General features: G+C 65.6%; 14 protein-coding genes. 12 read left to right on the forward strand and 2 right to left on the reverse strand.

Annotation, left to right across the window (positions count from 1 at the left end):
• Positions 1-250 precede the first annotated feature (250 nt).
• The 10 genes from B7Y64_RS03435 to B7Y64_RS03480 all read left to right on the forward strand — a co-directional run bounded on the left by B7Y64_RS03435 (position 251) and on the right by B7Y64_RS03480 (position 8,737).
• Entirely contained in the window at positions 251-895 is a 645-nt protein-coding gene (locus tag B7Y64_RS03435) for a YitT family protein (RefSeq protein WP_114656198.1), read from the forward strand.
• 151 nt (positions 896-1,046) lie between these two features.
• The gene (locus tag B7Y64_RS03440) at positions 1,047-1,481 is read left to right on the forward strand and encodes a hypothetical protein (protein WP_291326320.1); all 435 of its coding nucleotides are present in this window, start codon (positions 1,047-1,049) and stop codon (positions 1,479-1,481) included.
• A gap of 98 nt (positions 1,482-1,579) precedes the next feature.
• Positions 1,580-1,972 (forward strand): hypothetical protein, encoded by a 393-nt coding sequence (locus B7Y64_RS03445; RefSeq protein ID WP_024814798.1) that lies wholly within the window; start codon positions 1,580-1,582, stop codon positions 1,970-1,972.
• Positions 1,969-3,393 carry a TolC family protein gene (locus tag B7Y64_RS03450; protein WP_111864329.1) on the forward strand — a complete coding sequence of 475 codons (1,425 nt, stop codon included), beginning with the start codon at positions 1,969-1,971 and terminating at the stop codon, positions 3,391-3,393. Before B7Y64_RS03445 ends, B7Y64_RS03450 begins: the two co-directional genes overlap by 4 nt.
• Position 3,394: 1 nt before the next feature.
• Entirely contained in the window at positions 3,395-4,777 is a 1,383-nt protein-coding gene (locus B7Y64_RS03455) for a copper oxidase (protein ID WP_024814796.1), read from the forward strand.
• 12 nt (positions 4,778-4,789) lie between these two features.
• Positions 4,790-5,287, forward strand: a complete 498-nt coding sequence (locus B7Y64_RS03460) for a cupredoxin family protein (RefSeq protein WP_291326322.1) — start codon at positions 4,790-4,792, stop codon at positions 5,285-5,287.
• Positions 5,288-5,332: 45 nt separating this feature from the next.
• Positions 5,333-5,860 carry a DUF411 domain-containing protein gene (locus B7Y64_RS03465; RefSeq protein WP_291326324.1) on the forward strand — a complete coding sequence of 176 codons (528 nt, stop codon included), beginning with the start codon at positions 5,333-5,335 and terminating at the stop codon, positions 5,858-5,860.
• Positions 5,857-6,240 (forward strand): copper-binding protein, encoded by a 384-nt coding sequence (locus tag B7Y64_RS03470; RefSeq protein ID WP_291328378.1) that lies wholly within the window; start codon positions 5,857-5,859, stop codon positions 6,238-6,240. The genes B7Y64_RS03465 and B7Y64_RS03470 overlap by 4 nt, the downstream gene beginning before the upstream one ends.
• Positions 6,241-6,374: 134 nt before the next feature.
• A complete protein-coding gene (locus B7Y64_RS03475) occupies positions 6,375-7,379 on the forward strand; it encodes a P1 family peptidase (RefSeq protein WP_291328380.1) in 1,005 nt (334 codons plus the stop codon).
• Positions 7,380-7,414: 35 nt separating this feature from the next.
• On the forward strand, positions 7,415-8,737 hold the full coding sequence (locus B7Y64_RS03480) for a TAXI family TRAP transporter solute-binding subunit (RefSeq protein WP_291328382.1): 1,323 nt from the start codon (positions 7,415-7,417) through the stop codon (positions 8,735-8,737).
• Positions 8,738-8,809: 72 nt separating this feature from the next.
• Here the strand turns inward: B7Y64_RS03480 and B7Y64_RS03485 are convergent, their stop codons facing one another.
• Both B7Y64_RS03485 and ettA read right to left on the reverse strand, forming a co-directional pair.
• The gene (locus tag B7Y64_RS03485; RefSeq protein ID WP_291328384.1) at positions 8,810-11,230 is read right to left on the reverse strand and encodes a DUF1631 family protein; all 2,421 of its coding nucleotides are present in this window, start codon (positions 11,228-11,230) and stop codon (positions 8,810-8,812) included.
• A 61-nt stretch (positions 11,231-11,291) separates the two neighbouring features.
• Positions 11,292-12,953 carry an energy-dependent translational throttle protein EttA gene (gene ettA / locus B7Y64_RS03490; protein WP_111864342.1) on the reverse strand — a complete coding sequence of 554 codons (1,662 nt, stop codon included), beginning with the start codon at positions 12,951-12,953 and terminating at the stop codon, positions 11,292-11,294.
• A gap of 243 nt (positions 12,954-13,196) precedes the next feature.
• Between ettA and B7Y64_RS03495 the strand changes: the two genes are divergently transcribed.
• The gene (locus B7Y64_RS03495; RefSeq protein ID WP_291325918.1) at positions 13,197-14,963 is read left to right on the forward strand and encodes a DEAD/DEAH box helicase; all 1,767 of its coding nucleotides are present in this window, start codon (positions 13,197-13,199) and stop codon (positions 14,961-14,963) included.
• Between the two features lie 97 nt (positions 14,964-15,060).
• A complete protein-coding gene (locus tag B7Y64_RS03500; RefSeq protein WP_291325920.1) occupies positions 15,061-15,567 on the forward strand; it encodes a nucleoside-diphosphate sugar epimerase in 507 nt (168 codons plus the stop codon).
• The last annotated feature ends 12 nt before the right edge of the window (positions 15,568-15,579 follow it).

Genomic DNA, 15,579 nt, shown 5'->3' on the forward strand with positions numbered 1-15,579 from the left:
AACTTACCCACCTGCCGGGCAATCCTCTGCTAAAAGCAAGGGCCTGACCATGGACTCAGTGGGGAATGTTGTACGCCACCCGAAATAGAAGAGAACCATAAAACACACGCAAGCGCTTATCCATAAAGCGTTAGATGCTATTATTTTGATTGCGATATAGCCCCCTCTCCCTCACGGCCCGTGGTTGACACAAAGCAAGCCCGGCCTGCCCCGTGCGTGCTCCAACCCACTCCCGCCACGCCCCACCACCATGACCCGCACGACCACTGCTCCCGCTCCCGCCATGCCACCTCCCGCCGCTACCGCACCGCACACCCTCACCGAAGACGCGGTGGCGGTGTTTACCGGCGTGCTGCTGATCTCGGTGGGCGTGGCTTTTTTCACCAGCGCCGGGCTGCTGACCGGCGGCACGGCCGGGCTGGCTTTTTTGCTGCACTACGCCACGGGCATCGGCTTTGGCAAGATTTTCTTTGTGCTCAACCTGCCTTTTTACTGGCTGGCCCTGCGCAAGCTGGGGCGGGCGTTCACGATCAAGACCTTTGCCGCCGTGCTGCTGCTGTCGGTGCTGACCGAGTTGCAGACGCAGTTCCTGCAGTTCTCGCACCTGCAACCTCTGTATGCCGCCATCGCAGGCGGGTTGATCACGGGCACGGGCTTTCTGGTGCTGTTTCGCCACCGCTGCAGCTTGGGCGGCGTGGGCATTCTGGCGCTGTATCTGCAAGACCGGTATGGCTGGCGCGCCGGCAAAGTGCAGATGGCGGTGGATTGCTGCATCGTGCTGCTGGCACTGTGGTCGGTAGAGCCCCTGCGCGTGGCCTGGTCGATTGCCGGTGCCGTGGCCCTGAATCTGGTGCTGGCCATGAACCACCGGCCCGGGCGCTACATGGCGGTGTAGCCCCGCCATACCCATCCCTCTACCCGGGTACTTCGCAGGCGTGGTCAAAACCCCCGTGCTTGCCCGCAGCAGTGATGGCGGCCAACCCCACGGCAAGAAGGGGCACCGCGCCACCAAGGAACCTTTTCGTGGCGGCGTCTATCATTTACCTATGCGTCGCATTCTGTCGTTGGCTTTGGTCGTCATGCTGGTCCTGAGGGGCCTCATGGGTACCGCCATGGCCGCCGGGGTGGTGCCACCGCTGCCGATTCAGTCCGTGCAGACCGTTCAAAAAGCAGCCCCAGCAACCCCCACTGCGCATGCCAGCGCCATTGCAGGGCACCCAGGGCACGCACTGCACGCAACCCCGGGCGATGACCACCATGCCGCGGCGCCGGTCAACTGCCACGACACCCCCACCAGCGAATGCGGCCCGCACGAACACAGTCCCAGTTGCGCGGACTGCGATATCTGCCACTCGGCCATGCTGGCGCCGCCCGCGCTGCCAGCGCAGCCCCTGCACCTGCGTGGCGCAGTGCGGTCTGCGGACAGCGTTCCGTTCGCCAGCGTGCAGGCCGCACGCACCATCAAACCACCCATCGCCTGATCTCCGACGCCCGAAGTGCGTCTGCCACGGCCTGAACCCGCCCCCCCGGGGCGCATCAGGCGGCAGCGCAATGTTCTGTTCGTTGTCTGGAGATCGCCATGCGCGCCCCCGATTCACTGTTTTTTTTGCTCCGGCAGACTGCACGCCTTGGGCTGCTGACGCCTTTGATTGCGCTGGCCCAAAGCCCGGCCTTCCTGCAGGATGCGGCCAACCCCGAAGCGCCGGGGGCCCCGCTCGTTCACCCTGGCATGGCGCCCTTGCCGCTGGGGAACAGCACGCCCGCCCCCAACGCCTGGCGTGAGGCCCATCAAGCAGTAGCCGCATTTCCGCGCGGCCACGCCGACATCCTGGCGTGGGAGCAGCAGTCTGCCGCAAGCCCCGCCCTCAGCCCGACGCACACACCGCCAGCGACACCGGGCGGTCAGCCGCATTCAGGCCCCGGCACCCAGCCCATGCGCCACCACATGCCAATGCACGGGGGCAAACCATGAATGCCTTCCATCGCGCGTCCCTGCTGGGCGCTGCGGCCGTGCTGGCGGGCTGCGCCAGCGTCGCACCCGACGGCTTGCGCGGCGACGTGGCCGCGCTCACGGCAGGCCGCACCGGGGGCACAGAAGCCGCCCTGCCCGCCACCGACCCGACCGCCCGCACCCAGGCGCAGCAGTCCATCAACGACTGGCTGGCCCAGCCCATCACGCAGGATACCGCCGTGCGCATTGCACTGCTCAACAACCCCGGGCTGCACGCCCGGCTGGCCGCGCTGGGCGTAGCCGATGCCGAACGAGTGCAAGCCATCACGCTGCCCAATCCGCACCTGGCTCTGGGGCGCTTTACCAACAGCCATGAGCGCGAGATTGAGCGCACGCTGGCTTTCAGCGTGCTCGACCTCGTCACCCTGCCCTGGCGCACGGCGCGGCAGGCCGAGCGCCTGCAGATCGCCACGCTGCAAACGGCGCAAGACGTGGTCACGCTGGCCTTTGATACCCGCCGCGCCTGGCTGCGCGCCGTGGCCGCCGAGCAGGTGGCTGCAGCACACGAGCGCATGGTCGAAGCCGCCGAGGCCGGGGCCGAGCTGGCCCGCCGCATGGTGCGCGTGGGCAACTGGAGTCGCTTGCAGCAAGCGCGCGAACAGGCCGTGCTGCACGACGCCCGCGCCCAGTTGGCCCGCGCCCGCTTGGCCGCCGCCACCGAACGCGAGCAGCTCAACCGCCGCATGGGCGTGTGGGGGCTGCAAGCGCAATACCGCTTGGCAGCACCACTGCCCCCACTGCCCGCCAACGCCTTGCCTGCAGACGGCATCGAAGCCACCGCGCTGCGCGAGCGCCTTGATGTGCAAGCCGCCCGCCGCCAGCTCGACACCCAGGCCACCCGCCAGGGCTGGAGCCGTGCGGGTGCCGTGTTTGGCGATATCGGCGTGGCCTACAGCCGCAACACCACCACCGACCGCGATGGCGGCCACCGTGATACCACGCGCGGTTGGGAGCTGGAGCTGCCCCTGCCGTTGTTCGACTGGGGCGGTGCAGCCCGCACCCGTGCGCAGGCCGAGGTAGAGCAAAGCGCCGCCCAGTTGCAAGACACCGCCGTGCGCGCCCGTGGCGAAGTGCGTGCCGCCTGGCTGACCTACCGCACCGCGCTCGACCTGGCGCGCCAGCAGCAGGGCGAGGTGGTGCCGCTGCGCCAGTTCATCAGCGACGAGACCACCTTGCGCTACAACGGCATGCTGGCCAGCGTGTGGGACATGCTGGCCGAAGCGCGCAACAGCACCCAGGCCGTGGCCCACGCCATCGAAGCGCAGCGCGACTTCTGGCTGGCCGAGACCGACCTGCAGCTTGCCCTCACAGGCACCTCACCGGGCGCCTTGCAAGGCTTGGCATCTGGTACCGCAGCCACAGCAACCCCTCAAGGCCACTGACATGAACCGCCGCAATTTCTTCTCCGGCGCGGCCACGGCTGTGGCCGCAGCTTCCGTCAGCCGCGTGGCCATGGCTGCGCTGCCCGAGCCCGCCATGCAGACCAGCGCCGACACCGCAGCGCCACTGCACCCACCCACGGGCCGCCCCTACCACCCCGTGGTCACACTCAACGGCTGGACCGCCCCCTGGCGCATGAACGCGGGCGTGAAAGAGTTCCACCTGGTGGCCGAGCCCGTAGTGCGTGAGGTGGCGCCCGGCTTCATGGTGAACATGTGGGGCTACAACGGCCAAAGCCCCGGGCCCACCATCGAAGTGGTCGAGGGCGACCGCGTGCGCATCTTCGTCACCAACCGCCTGCCCGAGCACACCACCATCCACTGGCACGGCCAGCGCCTGCCCAACGGCATGGACGGGGTGGGCGGGCTCAACCAGCCCGCGATTCCGGCTGGCAAAACCTTTGTCTATGAATTTGTGGCACGCCGCCCCGGCACCTTCATGTACCACCCCCATGCCGATGAGATGGTGCAGATGGCCATGGGCATGATGGGCCTGTGGATCACGCACCCCAAGGCCGCGCACCCGCAGATTGCCAAGGTGCAGCGCGACTACGCGTTTTTGCTCAACGCCTTTGACGTGGAGCCCGGCAGCATGACGCCCAAGGTCAACACCATGCTGGACCACAACATCTGGTGCTGGAACAGCCGCGTCTTCCCCGCCATCAGCCCGCTGGTGGCGCGCCTGGGCGAGCGCGTGCGCATCCGCGTGGGCAACCTCACCATGACCAACCATCCCATTCATATCCACGGGCACGAGTTTGAAGTGACCGGCACCGACGGCGGCCCCGTGCCCAAAAGCGCGCGCTGGCCCGAAGTGACCACCGACGTGGCCGTGGGCCAGATGCGCCAGATTGAGCTGATGGCCGACGAGCCCGGCGACTGGGCCCTGCACTGCCACAAGAGCCACCACACCATGGGCGCCATGGGGCACAGCGTGCCCACCATGATCGGGGTGGACCACCGCGGCCTGGTCGGAAAAATCCAGAAGATCGTGCCCGACTACATGGTGATGGGCGAGCGCGGCATGGCCGACATGGGCGCCATGGAGATGCCGCTGCCCGACAACACCTTCCCCATGATGACCGGCACTGGCCCCTTTGGCCCGCTGGAGATGGGCGGCATGTTCACCACCTTCAAGGTGCGCGCCAACCAGAGCGCGGGCGACTACCGCGACCCGGGCGACTTCCCGCAACCGCCGGGCACACAGGCCCATGAGTGGACGGGCGCCCCCGCCAGCACCCCACGCCCCGCGCGCACCGACACCCCCGGCGCCGCACCAGGCGCTGCCAACGCACGCAAACCCGCAGCCAGCGGCCACCAGCACTGAACAAGGATCTCCATGAATACTATCAAATTTATAGCTGCTTGCGCTTTATACATAAGCGCTGGCACCTCTTTTGGCCATGAAAACATGCCACACCATGCCTCTGACGCTCCCGCGGCCAAGGAACAAAAAGACTGGGGCATTGCGGGCGATGCCAAGGCCGTTGGCCGCACCATCACCCTGCGCATGAGCGACGACATGCGCTTTACCCCGGCCCACATCGAGCTGCAGGAAGGCGACACCGTGCGCCTGCGCGCCGAGAACAAGGGCAAGGTGCTGCACGAGATCGTGCTGGGCACCAAGGCCGAACTTGACCAGCATGCGCAGATGATGCAAAAGTTTCCGGGCATGGAACACGACGCGCCCTACATGGCCCATGTGCGCGCAGGCCAGCGCGGCGACATCGTGTGGCACTTCAACCGGCCTGGCACCTTTGACTTTGCCTGCCTGATCCCCGGCCACTACGAGGCCGGCATGACAGGAACCATCACGGTGCGGCCGCGCAGCCGCTGACTTGCCCCTCTGTTCATCCCACTATTCACATCGAAGGACTCCACCATGTTCAAAACCGCAACTTCTGCAGCCCCCGCCGCACTCCGCCGCGGACTGAGCCGACGCCATCTCCTGCTGACCGCACTGCCCTTGGCAGGCGCAGTGTTGGTTGCACCGCGCCTGGTGCGCGCCGCCACAGGCACCCCGGTGGAGGTATGGAAAGACCCCAACTGCGGCTGCTGCCACGACTGGATAGAGCACATGCAAGCCAATGGCTTCACCTTCACCATCCACGACACCGGCAACAACGCGGTGCGTGCACGCCTGGGTCTGCCGCAAAAACTGGGCTCGTGCCACACCGCGCTGGTGGGCGGCTACCTCATCGAGGGCCATGTGCCCGCCAGCGACGTGCGCGCATTGCTGCAGCAAAAGCCCAAGGCGCTGGGCCTCACGGTGCCGGGCATGCCCGTGGGATCGCCCGGCATGGACGGCGCGGTATACGGTAACCGCCGCGACCCCTACGACGTGCTGCTGGTGGCTCGCGATGGCACCACCCGCATCTTCAAGAGCTACAACCAGAAGGCCTCGTCGTGAAACCCCTTGCCCACTCCGTTGCCGCGCTGTTGCTGGCCAGCGTGCTGGGCCCTACTCTGGCCCAAGCCCCTGCCTCGACGAACGACCATGACAGCCACCACCCCGTCACCGCACCGGCGGTGCAGGACAATTCAGTCGGCACATCGGCAGACCAGGGTGATCTGAGCGATGGCGAAATCACCCGCTGGGACCCGCGCACCGGCAAGGTCACCCTGCGCCATGGCGAAATCAAAAACCTGGGCATGCCGCCCATGACCATGGTGTTCCGCGTGACCGACGCCAACATGCTCGCCCCCTTCAAACCCGGCGATAAGGTGCGGTTCCGGGTGGAACAGCGCGCCGGGGCCTACATCGTCACGCGCATGGAAGCCGCACGCTGAAGGCACCCGGCAAGGGCGCTCTCTGAGCATCTACAGCGCAAGCCGCTGCACCCTTGTGCATACGGCGCGACGGTGTTGGCACAAGACCTGAGGCAGACACCTTCGGACCTGGGCGGGCACCATAATCACCGCCCATGAACGCAAGCCTTCCCACCAGCGACGCTGGCAGCATCACCCGCGTGGCCGGCATCGAGGTGGGCCACTTCACCGACGCGCGCCGCCCCACCGGCTGCACCGTGGTCATGGCACGCGAGGGCGCCGTGGGCGGGGTTGATGTTCGCGGCGCAGCGCCCGGCACGCGCGAAACAGACCTGCTCGACCCATGCAACCTGGTTGAGAAGGTGCACGCCATCGTGCTCGCCGGCGGCAGCGCCTGGGGGCTGGAGGCCGCCACCGGCGCCGTGCGTTGGCTGGAGGAACGCGGCGTGGGCTTTGACGTGGCGGTAGGCCGCCTGCCCATCGTGCCCGCCGCGGTGCTGTTTGACTTGCTGGTGGGCGACATGCGCATCCGCCCCGACGCCGCCGCCGGCTATGCCGCGTGTGCTGCCGCATCGCGCAATGATCCTGCCGAGGGCAATGTAGGCGCTGGCACCGGCGCCGTGGTCGGCAAGATTTTTGGCATGCAGCGGGCCATGAAGGGCGGCGTGGGCACCGCGTCCATTACCGTGGGTGGCGTCACCGTGGGCGCATTGATTGCCTGCAATGCCCTGGGTGACGTGCTCGACCCCGACACTGCCCAGGTGATTGCCGGCGCCCGCACCGAAGACGGCCTGCGATTGCTCGACACCCGCCGCGCCCTGCTGCGCGGCGAGCCTCCGCAACCCTTGCTGGCCGGCACCAACACCACCATCGGCGTGGTGGCCACCGATGCCGTCATCACCAAGGTGCAGGCCCACCGCCTGGCAGTGGCCGCCCATGACGGGTTGGCGCGCAGCATCAACCCGGTGCACACCATGTCCGATGGCGACACGCTGTTCACCCTGGGCACCGGCCTTTCAGGCAGACACCCCGGCATGCTGGTGCTTGCCACCATGGCAGCCGAAGCCACCTCCATTGCCACGGCCCGCGCGGTGCGGGCGGCAAAGTCCCTCACCATGTCCAACGGCCTGCGCCTGCCCTGCGCAGCCGATCTGGCCTGACCCGCGCACCCACGGTCTCATTCACCACAAGAACCATGCCCCAGGCTTTTCGCAACACCCTGCTCACACTGCGCGACCTCATCGTCTCTGCCGGCCCGCTGGCTTTCCTGGCCCTGGGGCTGCTGGTGGCCGCCTACTGGTGGCTCAACCCCAATCCACCCAACCAGGTCACGCTGGCCACCGGTCCCGCGCAAAGCGCCTACGAAGAATTTGGCAAGCGCTACCAGAAAGCCCTTGCCGCCGACGGCATCGAGGTGGTGCTGCTGCCCAGCGAGGGCTCATCGGCCAACCTGCAGTTGCTGCGCGAGGGCAAGGCCGATCTGGCCTTTGTGCAGGGCGGCACCGCAGAGCTGCAGCCGGACGACCCTGATCTCCTGGTGTCGCTGGGCAGCCTTTTTGTCGAGCCGGTCTGGCTGTTCTATCGCACGGATGCCGGCCTGAAAGTGACTGACAGCGGACGGCTCGACAGCCTGCGCCAATTGCGGGGCCTGCGCGTGAACGTGGGCTCGGAAGGCAGCGGCGTGCCCACCCTGATAGACCGATTGCTCGATGCGAACCGCGTCGAAAAGGGGCAGGTGAAACTGTCCCGGCTGGAGCAGACACCCGCCACGATGGCCTTTCTGGCAGGCAAGCTGGATGCACTGGTATTTGCATCGGCGCCGGAATCCCTCATGGTGCAGATGCTGCTGCAGACCCCTGGTGTGCGGCTCATGGATTTTGCCCAGCACGAGGCCTATGGCCGCAAATTTCCGTTTCTCACCCCCGTGACCCTGCCCCGTGGCGTGGTGGATCTGGCGGGCAATGTGCCTGCGCACGATGTGCGGCTGGTGGCATCGACCACATCGCTGGTGGCCCGGGAGGGCACCCACCCGGCGCTTCTGACGCTCTTTGCCCAGAACGCGCAGGCGCTGCATGGCAGCGCGGGCTGGTTCAACCGTGCGCGCGAGTTTCCGAGCACCCGGCACGGTGAGTTGCCCATTGCCAAGGAAGGTGAGCGCGCCATCAACGAACCAGTGCCCCTGCTACAGCGCTATCTGCCGTTCTGGATTGCCAACCTGATCGAGCGCATGTGGCTGGTACTGGGCATTTTGCTGGCGGTGATGCTGCCGCTGTCACGGGTGGTGCCACCGATCTACCAGTTCCGGGTGCGTTCGCGGGTGTTCCGCTGGTATGGACGGCTGCGCGAGATCGAAAACGACTTTGAATCGGGCAAAGCCTCGCCACAAGACCTGCTGGTGGCGCTCGACACGCTGGAGGCCCAGGCCGAAAAAGTGAGCGTGCCGCTGTCGTATGCCGACGAGCTGTATGCCCTGCGCAACCACATTCACCTGGTCCGAAAAAAGCTTTTGCGCACCTGAAGGTGCTTGCACCGCAAGGCTGGCGGACATCCCGCCCTGTGTGCTTGTCCGTGCTTGCCTTTGCAGGCGTGGTCAGCGGGCTTTGCCGGGCTTGGCAGGTGGCCAGGGCGCGTTTACCTTCGCCTCGGCGGGGCGGGCAATGGGCGCCGGCGCATCGGCTACCACGCGCAGGGCCCCGTCGGATGCCAGCTTGTTGCGCATGCGCCGCGTCATGGACTGGGTGCTGCCGTCGGCCGCCGTAAACAGAAACAGGGTTCCGTGGGGGCTGGCCCAGGTGAGCTGAGTGCGCACCGCACGGCGGTTGGTGATCAGCTCCACCCACACGCCGACCACAAATTCTGCATAAAGGTTTTCTTCCACGGGTTCGGCAGGCGCGCTGTCTGGTGGCGCGCTTTCCGAAACCTCCACCGCCGGCACCTGACTCATAGGCACCTCACTCACCGGTTCGACAACGGGTGGTTCGGGCTCGGGTTCGGGAGCGTCTGCGACAGGGGCTGGCTTTTCAAAAGCCTCCTGGTGCAGGCCCACCAGCCGCTGCATGAAACTGCTCGTCCGGGTGGGAGGGTATTGGATCGTCTTGAGCCCCGTGCGCACCGTGGTCAGGATGCCAGGGATGGCTTTGGTGAGGCGGTCAGGTTCGGCGCGCGTCAGTGCGGGCTGCGCACTCCACAGCAGCAGGGGCACAAGTGCCAGATACCCCCCGGGGTCGCCCTCCGTACCGTTCAGGCCTTCGGGCTGCATCACCTGGGCCAGCGCCACCACATCGGCCCACGGGCCGGTGACGAAGTCCAGAATGTCTTGGGGCACCTGCTCCAGATCCGGCAACTTGCGGATGTCGGCCGCAATCTTTTCGGCCAGCATTTCACGCTGTTCTGCCTGCAGCAGAATTTTTTCTTTGACCTCTTGCTGGGACTTGATCTTTTGCGCCTGGGTGTCCCAGGCCGCATGCAGCGCCTTGAGCACCGTGTCAAAAGGCCCCGCATCCTGAATATCCGTGGCAGCCAGATGCTCGACCGCCTGGTTCAGCAAGCGCATGAACTGGCTGAACCCCTGCGCGCTCTCGGTGTTGAAAGCAAGACTGCGCTGGGTCAACTCATCCAGCAACCGCCGCGCCGGATGCGTCTCGTCGGTGAAGAAGCGCCCGTCATGCTGCACCAGCTGCTTGATCGCCGGTTCGAGGTTTTGCACCGCGCGTTGAACCGGGGCAAGCAGGCGCCCATCCTGCGCAATGTTGTCCATCATGCGGCCCACCACTTCGACGGCAACAGCCGGCGAATAGGCCTGGCCATCCACCGGGGGCGCGTAGGGAACCACATACGCTACCGGGGCAGCGCCCGGTCCGCGCCAGTTTGTGCCAGTTGCCGCAGGACTGCCGGACAGGCGTCCCACCAGGCGTTCGAGCTGGGCCATGTCCTGCATCGCCTCGGCGACGGCACCGGAGGGGAAATACCCACTGGGCTGGCCCGTCAGTCCCGCCTGCGCACTGGCACCACCGCCGCGCGGGTCGGACCATGCAGAGTGCAAACTGACAGGTTGCGATGCCCCTCCAGCATAGGCGCGCGCATCGAAGGCATAGGGGTCACCACCGCCTGCCAGCATCTGGCGCAGGATGCCCACGGTCAACAAGGCCTCCTCGGCTGCCGAGGAAATGGGTGCCTGCTGCGATTCACCTTGCCAGCCGGTCGATCCGCCCATGCCCCGCCCGTACGATCCAGGCATGCCGTACTCACTCACGGGGGCAGCCATGGAATGCCCACCGTAGCCGGTCGAAGAGCCCCCGCCATAGCCGGTGTTCTGGTTGGGAGCACCGTAGCCGCTGCGTCCAGCCCACCCTGAGGGCATGCCCAGCACCGCATATCCCACAGGCTCGACTCCATGCTCCCGCAGGCTGGCGGAGGCGCTCTTGTATTCCGCCACCAGCAACTGGCCCAGCACTTCGCGCATGTGCTGCATCCACAGTTGCCGCACTGGCGGCTCCACCCCGGTTTCGGCCACCACCCTCTGCAATGCGCGAATGTAGTTTTCCGGGCGCAGCGGATTGCGTTCGGGCTGCACATTGCGCAAGCCCTGTGCCGAGCTGACCAGGGTGTTGAGTTCCGTCAGCACAGCGTCGGTGGCATGCGCGGCCAGTTGCTGTGCCCGGGACAGCTCCACCTGGTCGTGCATCTCGGTTTCGTCCATGAGCGAAAGCTCACCGAAATCCATGCCGGTGTCGTCCACCGTGCGTGCGCCTGCCTTGGAGGGCCCTTCGGCAAAAATTTCGAGCAAGGCCATCGGATAGGCCTTGGCCAGGGCGGCCTCGTGTTGGGTCAGCAACCGCAGCGCATCACCCACCAGAGAACGCCGCTGAATATCGCGGGTAGTCGACTCCTCCCCCGACAAAGCGCCCTTGGTAACTTTGACCAGTTGCAACATGAGTGCTTCGCCCGCGCGCACGGCGTTGACGACGCAGGCACGGAACACCGTTCTCGATCGGGGCGCAGTTGAAGACATGTTGGGAGGAGGAAAGAAAAGCTTCCAGTTGCAATGCTACTTGACTGCAAGCCCTCTTTGCTTACTTCAGTGCCTTGAAGCGCATGCGCTTGGGCTTGGCGCCCTCTTCACCCAGGCGTCGCTTCTTGTCGGCTTCGTACTCCTGGTAGTTGCCATCAAAGAAGGTCCACTGGCTATCGCCCTCGGCAGCAAGAATGTGGGTGGCAATGCGGTCGAGGAACCAGCGATCGTGGCTGATGACCAGCACCGTGCCGGCGTACTCCAGCAGAGCGTCTTCCAGGGCGCGCAGGGTTTCCACATCCAGGTCGTTGGAGGGCTCGTCGAGCAGCAGCACGTTGCCGCCCGAGATCAACGTCTTGGCAAGGTGCAGGCGACCGCGTTCACCACCCGAAAGCATGCCCACCTTCTTTTGCTGGTCGCCGCCGTTGAAGTTGAAGCGACCCGCATAGGCGCGGCTGGCCATCGTGAACTTGCCGATGTTGATCATGTCCAGGCCGCCGGAGATGTCTTCCCAGACCGTCTTGTCATTGGCCAGTGCATCGCGGTGCTGGTCCACAAAGGCCATCTTCACGGTCGAGCCAATGACGACTTCACCGCTGTCGGGCTTTTCCTTGCCGGCAATCAGCTTGAACAGCGTGGATTTACCGGCCCCGTTGGGGCCGATGATGCCGACGATGGCGCCAGCAGGAACGTTCATGGTCAGGTTGTCGATCAGCACACGGTCGCCGAACGATTTGGTGACGTTCTTGAACTCGATCACCTGGGTACCCAGACGGTCGGCCACAGGAATGAAGATTTCATTCGTTTCGTTGCGCCGCTGGTATTCGAAGTCGGACAGTTCCTCGAACCGTGCCAGGCGGGCCTTGCTCTTGGCCTGGCGGGCCTTGGGGTTCTGGCGCGACCATTCGAGTTCCTTCTTCAGGGCCTTGGCGCGCGATTCTTCGCCCTTTTGCTCGGATTCCAGGCGCGCCTGCTTCTGGGTGAGCCAGTCGCTGTAGTTACCCTTGTACGGAATGCCATGGCCCCGGTCGAGTTCGAGAATCCACTCGGCCGCGTTGTCCAGGAAGTAGCGGTCGTGGGTGATGGCGACTACCGTGCCGGGATAGCGCTGCAGGAACTGCTCCAGCCAGTCCACCGATTCTGCGTCCAGGTGGTTGGTAGGCTCGTCGAGCAGCAGCATATCGGGCTTGGACAGCAGCAGGCGGCACAGCGCCACGCGGCGCTTTTCGCCCCCCGACAGCACACCTACCTTGGCGTCCCACGCGGGCAGGCGCAGCGCGTCGGCGGCGATTTCCAGCTGGTGCTCGGAATCGGTGCCAGCGGTGGCAATGATGGCTTCCAGACGGGCCTGCTCGGCGGCCAGCGCGTCGAAATCGGCGTCCGGGTCGGCATAAGCGGCATACACCTCTTCGAGCTTGGCCTTGGCAGCGAACACCTCGCCCATGGCTTCCTCGACGCTTTCACGCACCGTGTGGTCGGGGTTGAGCTGCGGCTCTTGGGGCAGATAGCCGATCTTGATGCCCGGCATGGCAATGGCCTCGCCTTCGATCTCCTTGTCCACGCCCGCCATGATCTTGAGCAAAGTGGACTTGCCAGAGCCATTGACCCCCAGCACACCGATCTTGGCGCCCGGGAAGAAGCTCAGGGAGATGTCTTTCAAGATCTGCCGTTTGGGCGGCACGGTCTTGCTGACACGGTTCATGGAAAATACGTATTGGGCCATTCGTTCTCTAACCTGCAAAAGTGGGCAGAAATTCTGCGTTCAAACCGCGATTATCGGCCCATGCGACAATACATGCCGTTGTGGGCTCCAGTTGCCCGCCACATCAGCAATCTGCTGGGGACAAAGGAAGAGCATCTTCCGGGCTCCCACTCTTGAACCTCATCTGCCTAAGACTGGCTCGGCAACCCACCGGTTGCCACGACAGGCCGATACCCAGCGCCCCGGACGGGTGCATTCACCGACATGAAATTTGAAGAACTGAATCTGGCTCCTGCCCTTTTGAAGGCTGTGCTCGAACAAGGCTACGAGACCCCCACGCCCATCCAGGCGCAGGCCATTCCTGCCGTGCTGGCGGGCCATGACCTTCTGGCCGGCGCACAGACCGGGACCGGCAAGACCGCCGCGTTTACCTTGCCCATGCTGCATCGCCTGTCGCAAAGCGCTGCGCCCAAGAACAAGTTTGGCGGCAAGGGCATTCGTGCCCTGGTTCTTACACCCACCCGCGAACTCGCGGCCCAGGTGGAAGAGTCGGTGCGCGAATACGGCAAATACCTCGATATCAACTCCACCGTCGTCTTCGGCGGTGTGGGCATGAACCCCCAGATCGACCGCATCAAGCGCGGCGTGGACATCCTGGTGGCCACCCCCGGCCGCCTGCTCGACCTGCAGCAGCAAGGTTTCCTGGACCTGTCGACCGTGCAGGTGCTGGTGCTCGACGAAGCCGACCGCATGCTGGACATGGGCTTCATCCACGACGTGAAGAAGGTGCTGGCCCTGGTACCCAAGGACAAGCAAAGCCTGCTGTTCTCGGCCACCTTCAGTGACGAGATCCGCGAGCTGGCCAACACCCTGCTCAAGAGCCCGCAAAGCATCCAGGTCACGCCCAGCAACACCACGGTTCAGCGCATCACGCAGGTGATCCACCCCGTCGGTCGCGGCAAGAAAAAGCAGGTGCTGCTGCACATCATCCAGCAGCACAACTGGAGCCAGGTGCTGGTGTTCACGCGCACCAAGTTCGGCGCCAACAATGTGGCCGAATTTCTGACCAAGAACGGCGTCAACGCCATGGCCCTGCATGGCAACAAGAGCCAGAGCGCCCGCACGCAGGCCCTGGCCGGCTTCAAGAGCGGCGACATCCGCGCCCTGGTCGCCACCGACATTGCAGCACGCGGCATCGACATCGACGAGTTGCCACACGTCGTCAACTACGAAATCCCCAACGTGTCGGAAGACTACGTGCACCGCATCGGCCGTACCGGCCGCGCAGGCAACAGTGGTGAAGCCGTGAGCCTGGTCTGCATGGACGAGGAAGGTTTCATGATGGACATCGAGCGGTTCACCAAGCAGCAGATTCCCGTGCAGGTGATCGAAGGATTTGGACCCGACGCGGGCGAGAAGGCAGAGCCCATTGCCATGGGCCGCCAGACCATCTGGGGCGGTGCGGGCAAACCGCCAAGCCGCGATGTCATGCAAGCGGCTGCCAAGGCGGCTCGCAGCGAAATGATGGATCGCATCCGCACCAACAAGGCTGGCCAGGGTGGCGGCGGTGGTGAACGCGGCCCGCGCCAGGCTGCTGGCGGCGGTGGCGGCGGCGGCAATGCACCCCGCTCCGGCCGTGGCGGCGGCGGTGGTGGCCAGGGCGGCGGCGCGCGTGGGGGTGCCCAGGCACCGGCACGCGGTCGTGCACGCCCACCAGCCGGTGGCGGCGGCTACGAAGGCGGTGGTGGCAACCGCTACGACGACGCACAACCTCCTCGTCCCAATGCCCACCTGGGCACGCATTCGGGCCACAGCAACCCGGGTCAGCGCAACGCAGGCCACGCGGCAGGCGGCCAACCCGACCCCATGCGCACCAGTGTGGACAGCATGGCTGGCAGCGGCCGCCGTGGCGGTGGTGGATATCGTGGCAATTCGGGAGGTGGTGGCTATGGCGGTGGCACGGGTGGCTCTGGTGGCCGGGGCAACGGGTCTCGTGGGCCGGGAGGTAATCGCGGCTCTTTTAGCCGCTGAAAACGTCCCAGGCACAGCCAGCCTTGACGGCCCACCCATCCACATCCTGCATGCAGCGGGGCGCCGTGCGCCTGCTGCCCTCGCAAGGAATGTGGTGGTGCATGCCGTTGATTTTTCGGCGCTGCCTTCTTTGCCGCCTGTGGACGATGTCTACATCGCGCTGGGCACCACCATGGCAGCGGCGGGCGGCCAGAACGCCTTCCGTGCAATCGACTACAGCGCCGTGCTGGCCACCGCGCAGGCCGCTCGACGGGCGGGCGCCACGCGCTGCGGTGTGGTGAGCGCGATGGGCGCCGACCCGCAGTCGCGCATTTTCTACAGCCGCATCAAAGGTGAAATGGAACGGGACCTGCAGGCCCTGGGTTTCTCCACCCTGGTCATCGCACGACCTTCGGTGCTGGCAGGCAACAGACAACCGCTCCACCAGACCCCGCGCCGGGGCGAGTCCCTTTCGCTGGCGCTCCTGCAGTGGCTGCGCCCGCTCATCCCCGCCAATTACCGTGCCGTGGCTGCGCGCGATGTGGCACATGCACTGGTGCACGCTGTGCGGCATGGCCCCTCGGGTGTGCAGGTGCTGTCAGGTCGTGCGTTGCAATCCGGCTAATCGGGCCTTGGC

The organism is Acidovorax sp. 35-64-16, assembly GCF_002281195.1.
Taxonomy (GTDB): Bacteria; Pseudomonadota; Gammaproteobacteria; order Burkholderiales; family Burkholderiaceae_C; genus Acidovorax; species Acidovorax defluvii.

What these genes read in the sequence shown, in the direction of transcription:
- B7Y64_RS03435 (WP_114656198.1), top strand. Translation starts at nt 251, where the DNA reads ATGACCCGCACGACCACTGCTCCCGCTCCCGCCATGCCACCTCCCGCC.
- B7Y64_RS03440 (WP_291326320.1), top strand. Translation starts at nt 1,047, where the DNA reads ATGCGTCGCATTCTGTCGTTGGCTTTGGTCGTCATGCTGGTCCTGAGG.
- B7Y64_RS03445 (WP_024814798.1), top strand. Translation starts at nt 1,580, where the DNA reads ATGCGCGCCCCCGATTCACTGTTTTTTTTGCTCCGGCAGACTGCACGC.
- B7Y64_RS03450 (WP_111864329.1), top strand. Translation starts at nt 1,969, where the DNA reads ATGAATGCCTTCCATCGCGCGTCCCTGCTGGGCGCTGCGGCCGTGCTG.
- B7Y64_RS03455 (WP_024814796.1), top strand. Translation starts at nt 3,395, where the DNA reads ATGAACCGCCGCAATTTCTTCTCCGGCGCGGCCACGGCTGTGGCCGCA.
- B7Y64_RS03460 (WP_291326322.1), top strand. Translation starts at nt 4,790, where the DNA reads ATGAATACTATCAAATTTATAGCTGCTTGCGCTTTATACATAAGCGCT.
- B7Y64_RS03465 (WP_291326324.1), top strand. Translation starts at nt 5,333, where the DNA reads ATGTTCAAAACCGCAACTTCTGCAGCCCCCGCCGCACTCCGCCGCGGA.
- B7Y64_RS03475 (WP_291328380.1), top strand. Translation starts at nt 6,375, where the DNA reads ATGAACGCAAGCCTTCCCACCAGCGACGCTGGCAGCATCACCCGCGTG.
- B7Y64_RS03480 (WP_291328382.1), top strand. Translation starts at nt 7,415, where the DNA reads ATGCCCCAGGCTTTTCGCAACACCCTGCTCACACTGCGCGACCTCATC.
- B7Y64_RS03485 (WP_291328384.1), bottom strand. Translation starts at nt 11,230, where the DNA reads ATGTCTTCAACTGCGCCCCGATCGAGAACGGTGTTCCGTGCCTGCGTC.
- ettA (WP_111864342.1), bottom strand. Translation starts at nt 12,953, where the DNA reads ATGGCCCAATACGTATTTTCCATGAACCGTGTCAGCAAGACCGTGCCG.
- B7Y64_RS03495 (WP_291325918.1), top strand. Translation starts at nt 13,197, where the DNA reads ATGAAATTTGAAGAACTGAATCTGGCTCCTGCCCTTTTGAAGGCTGTG.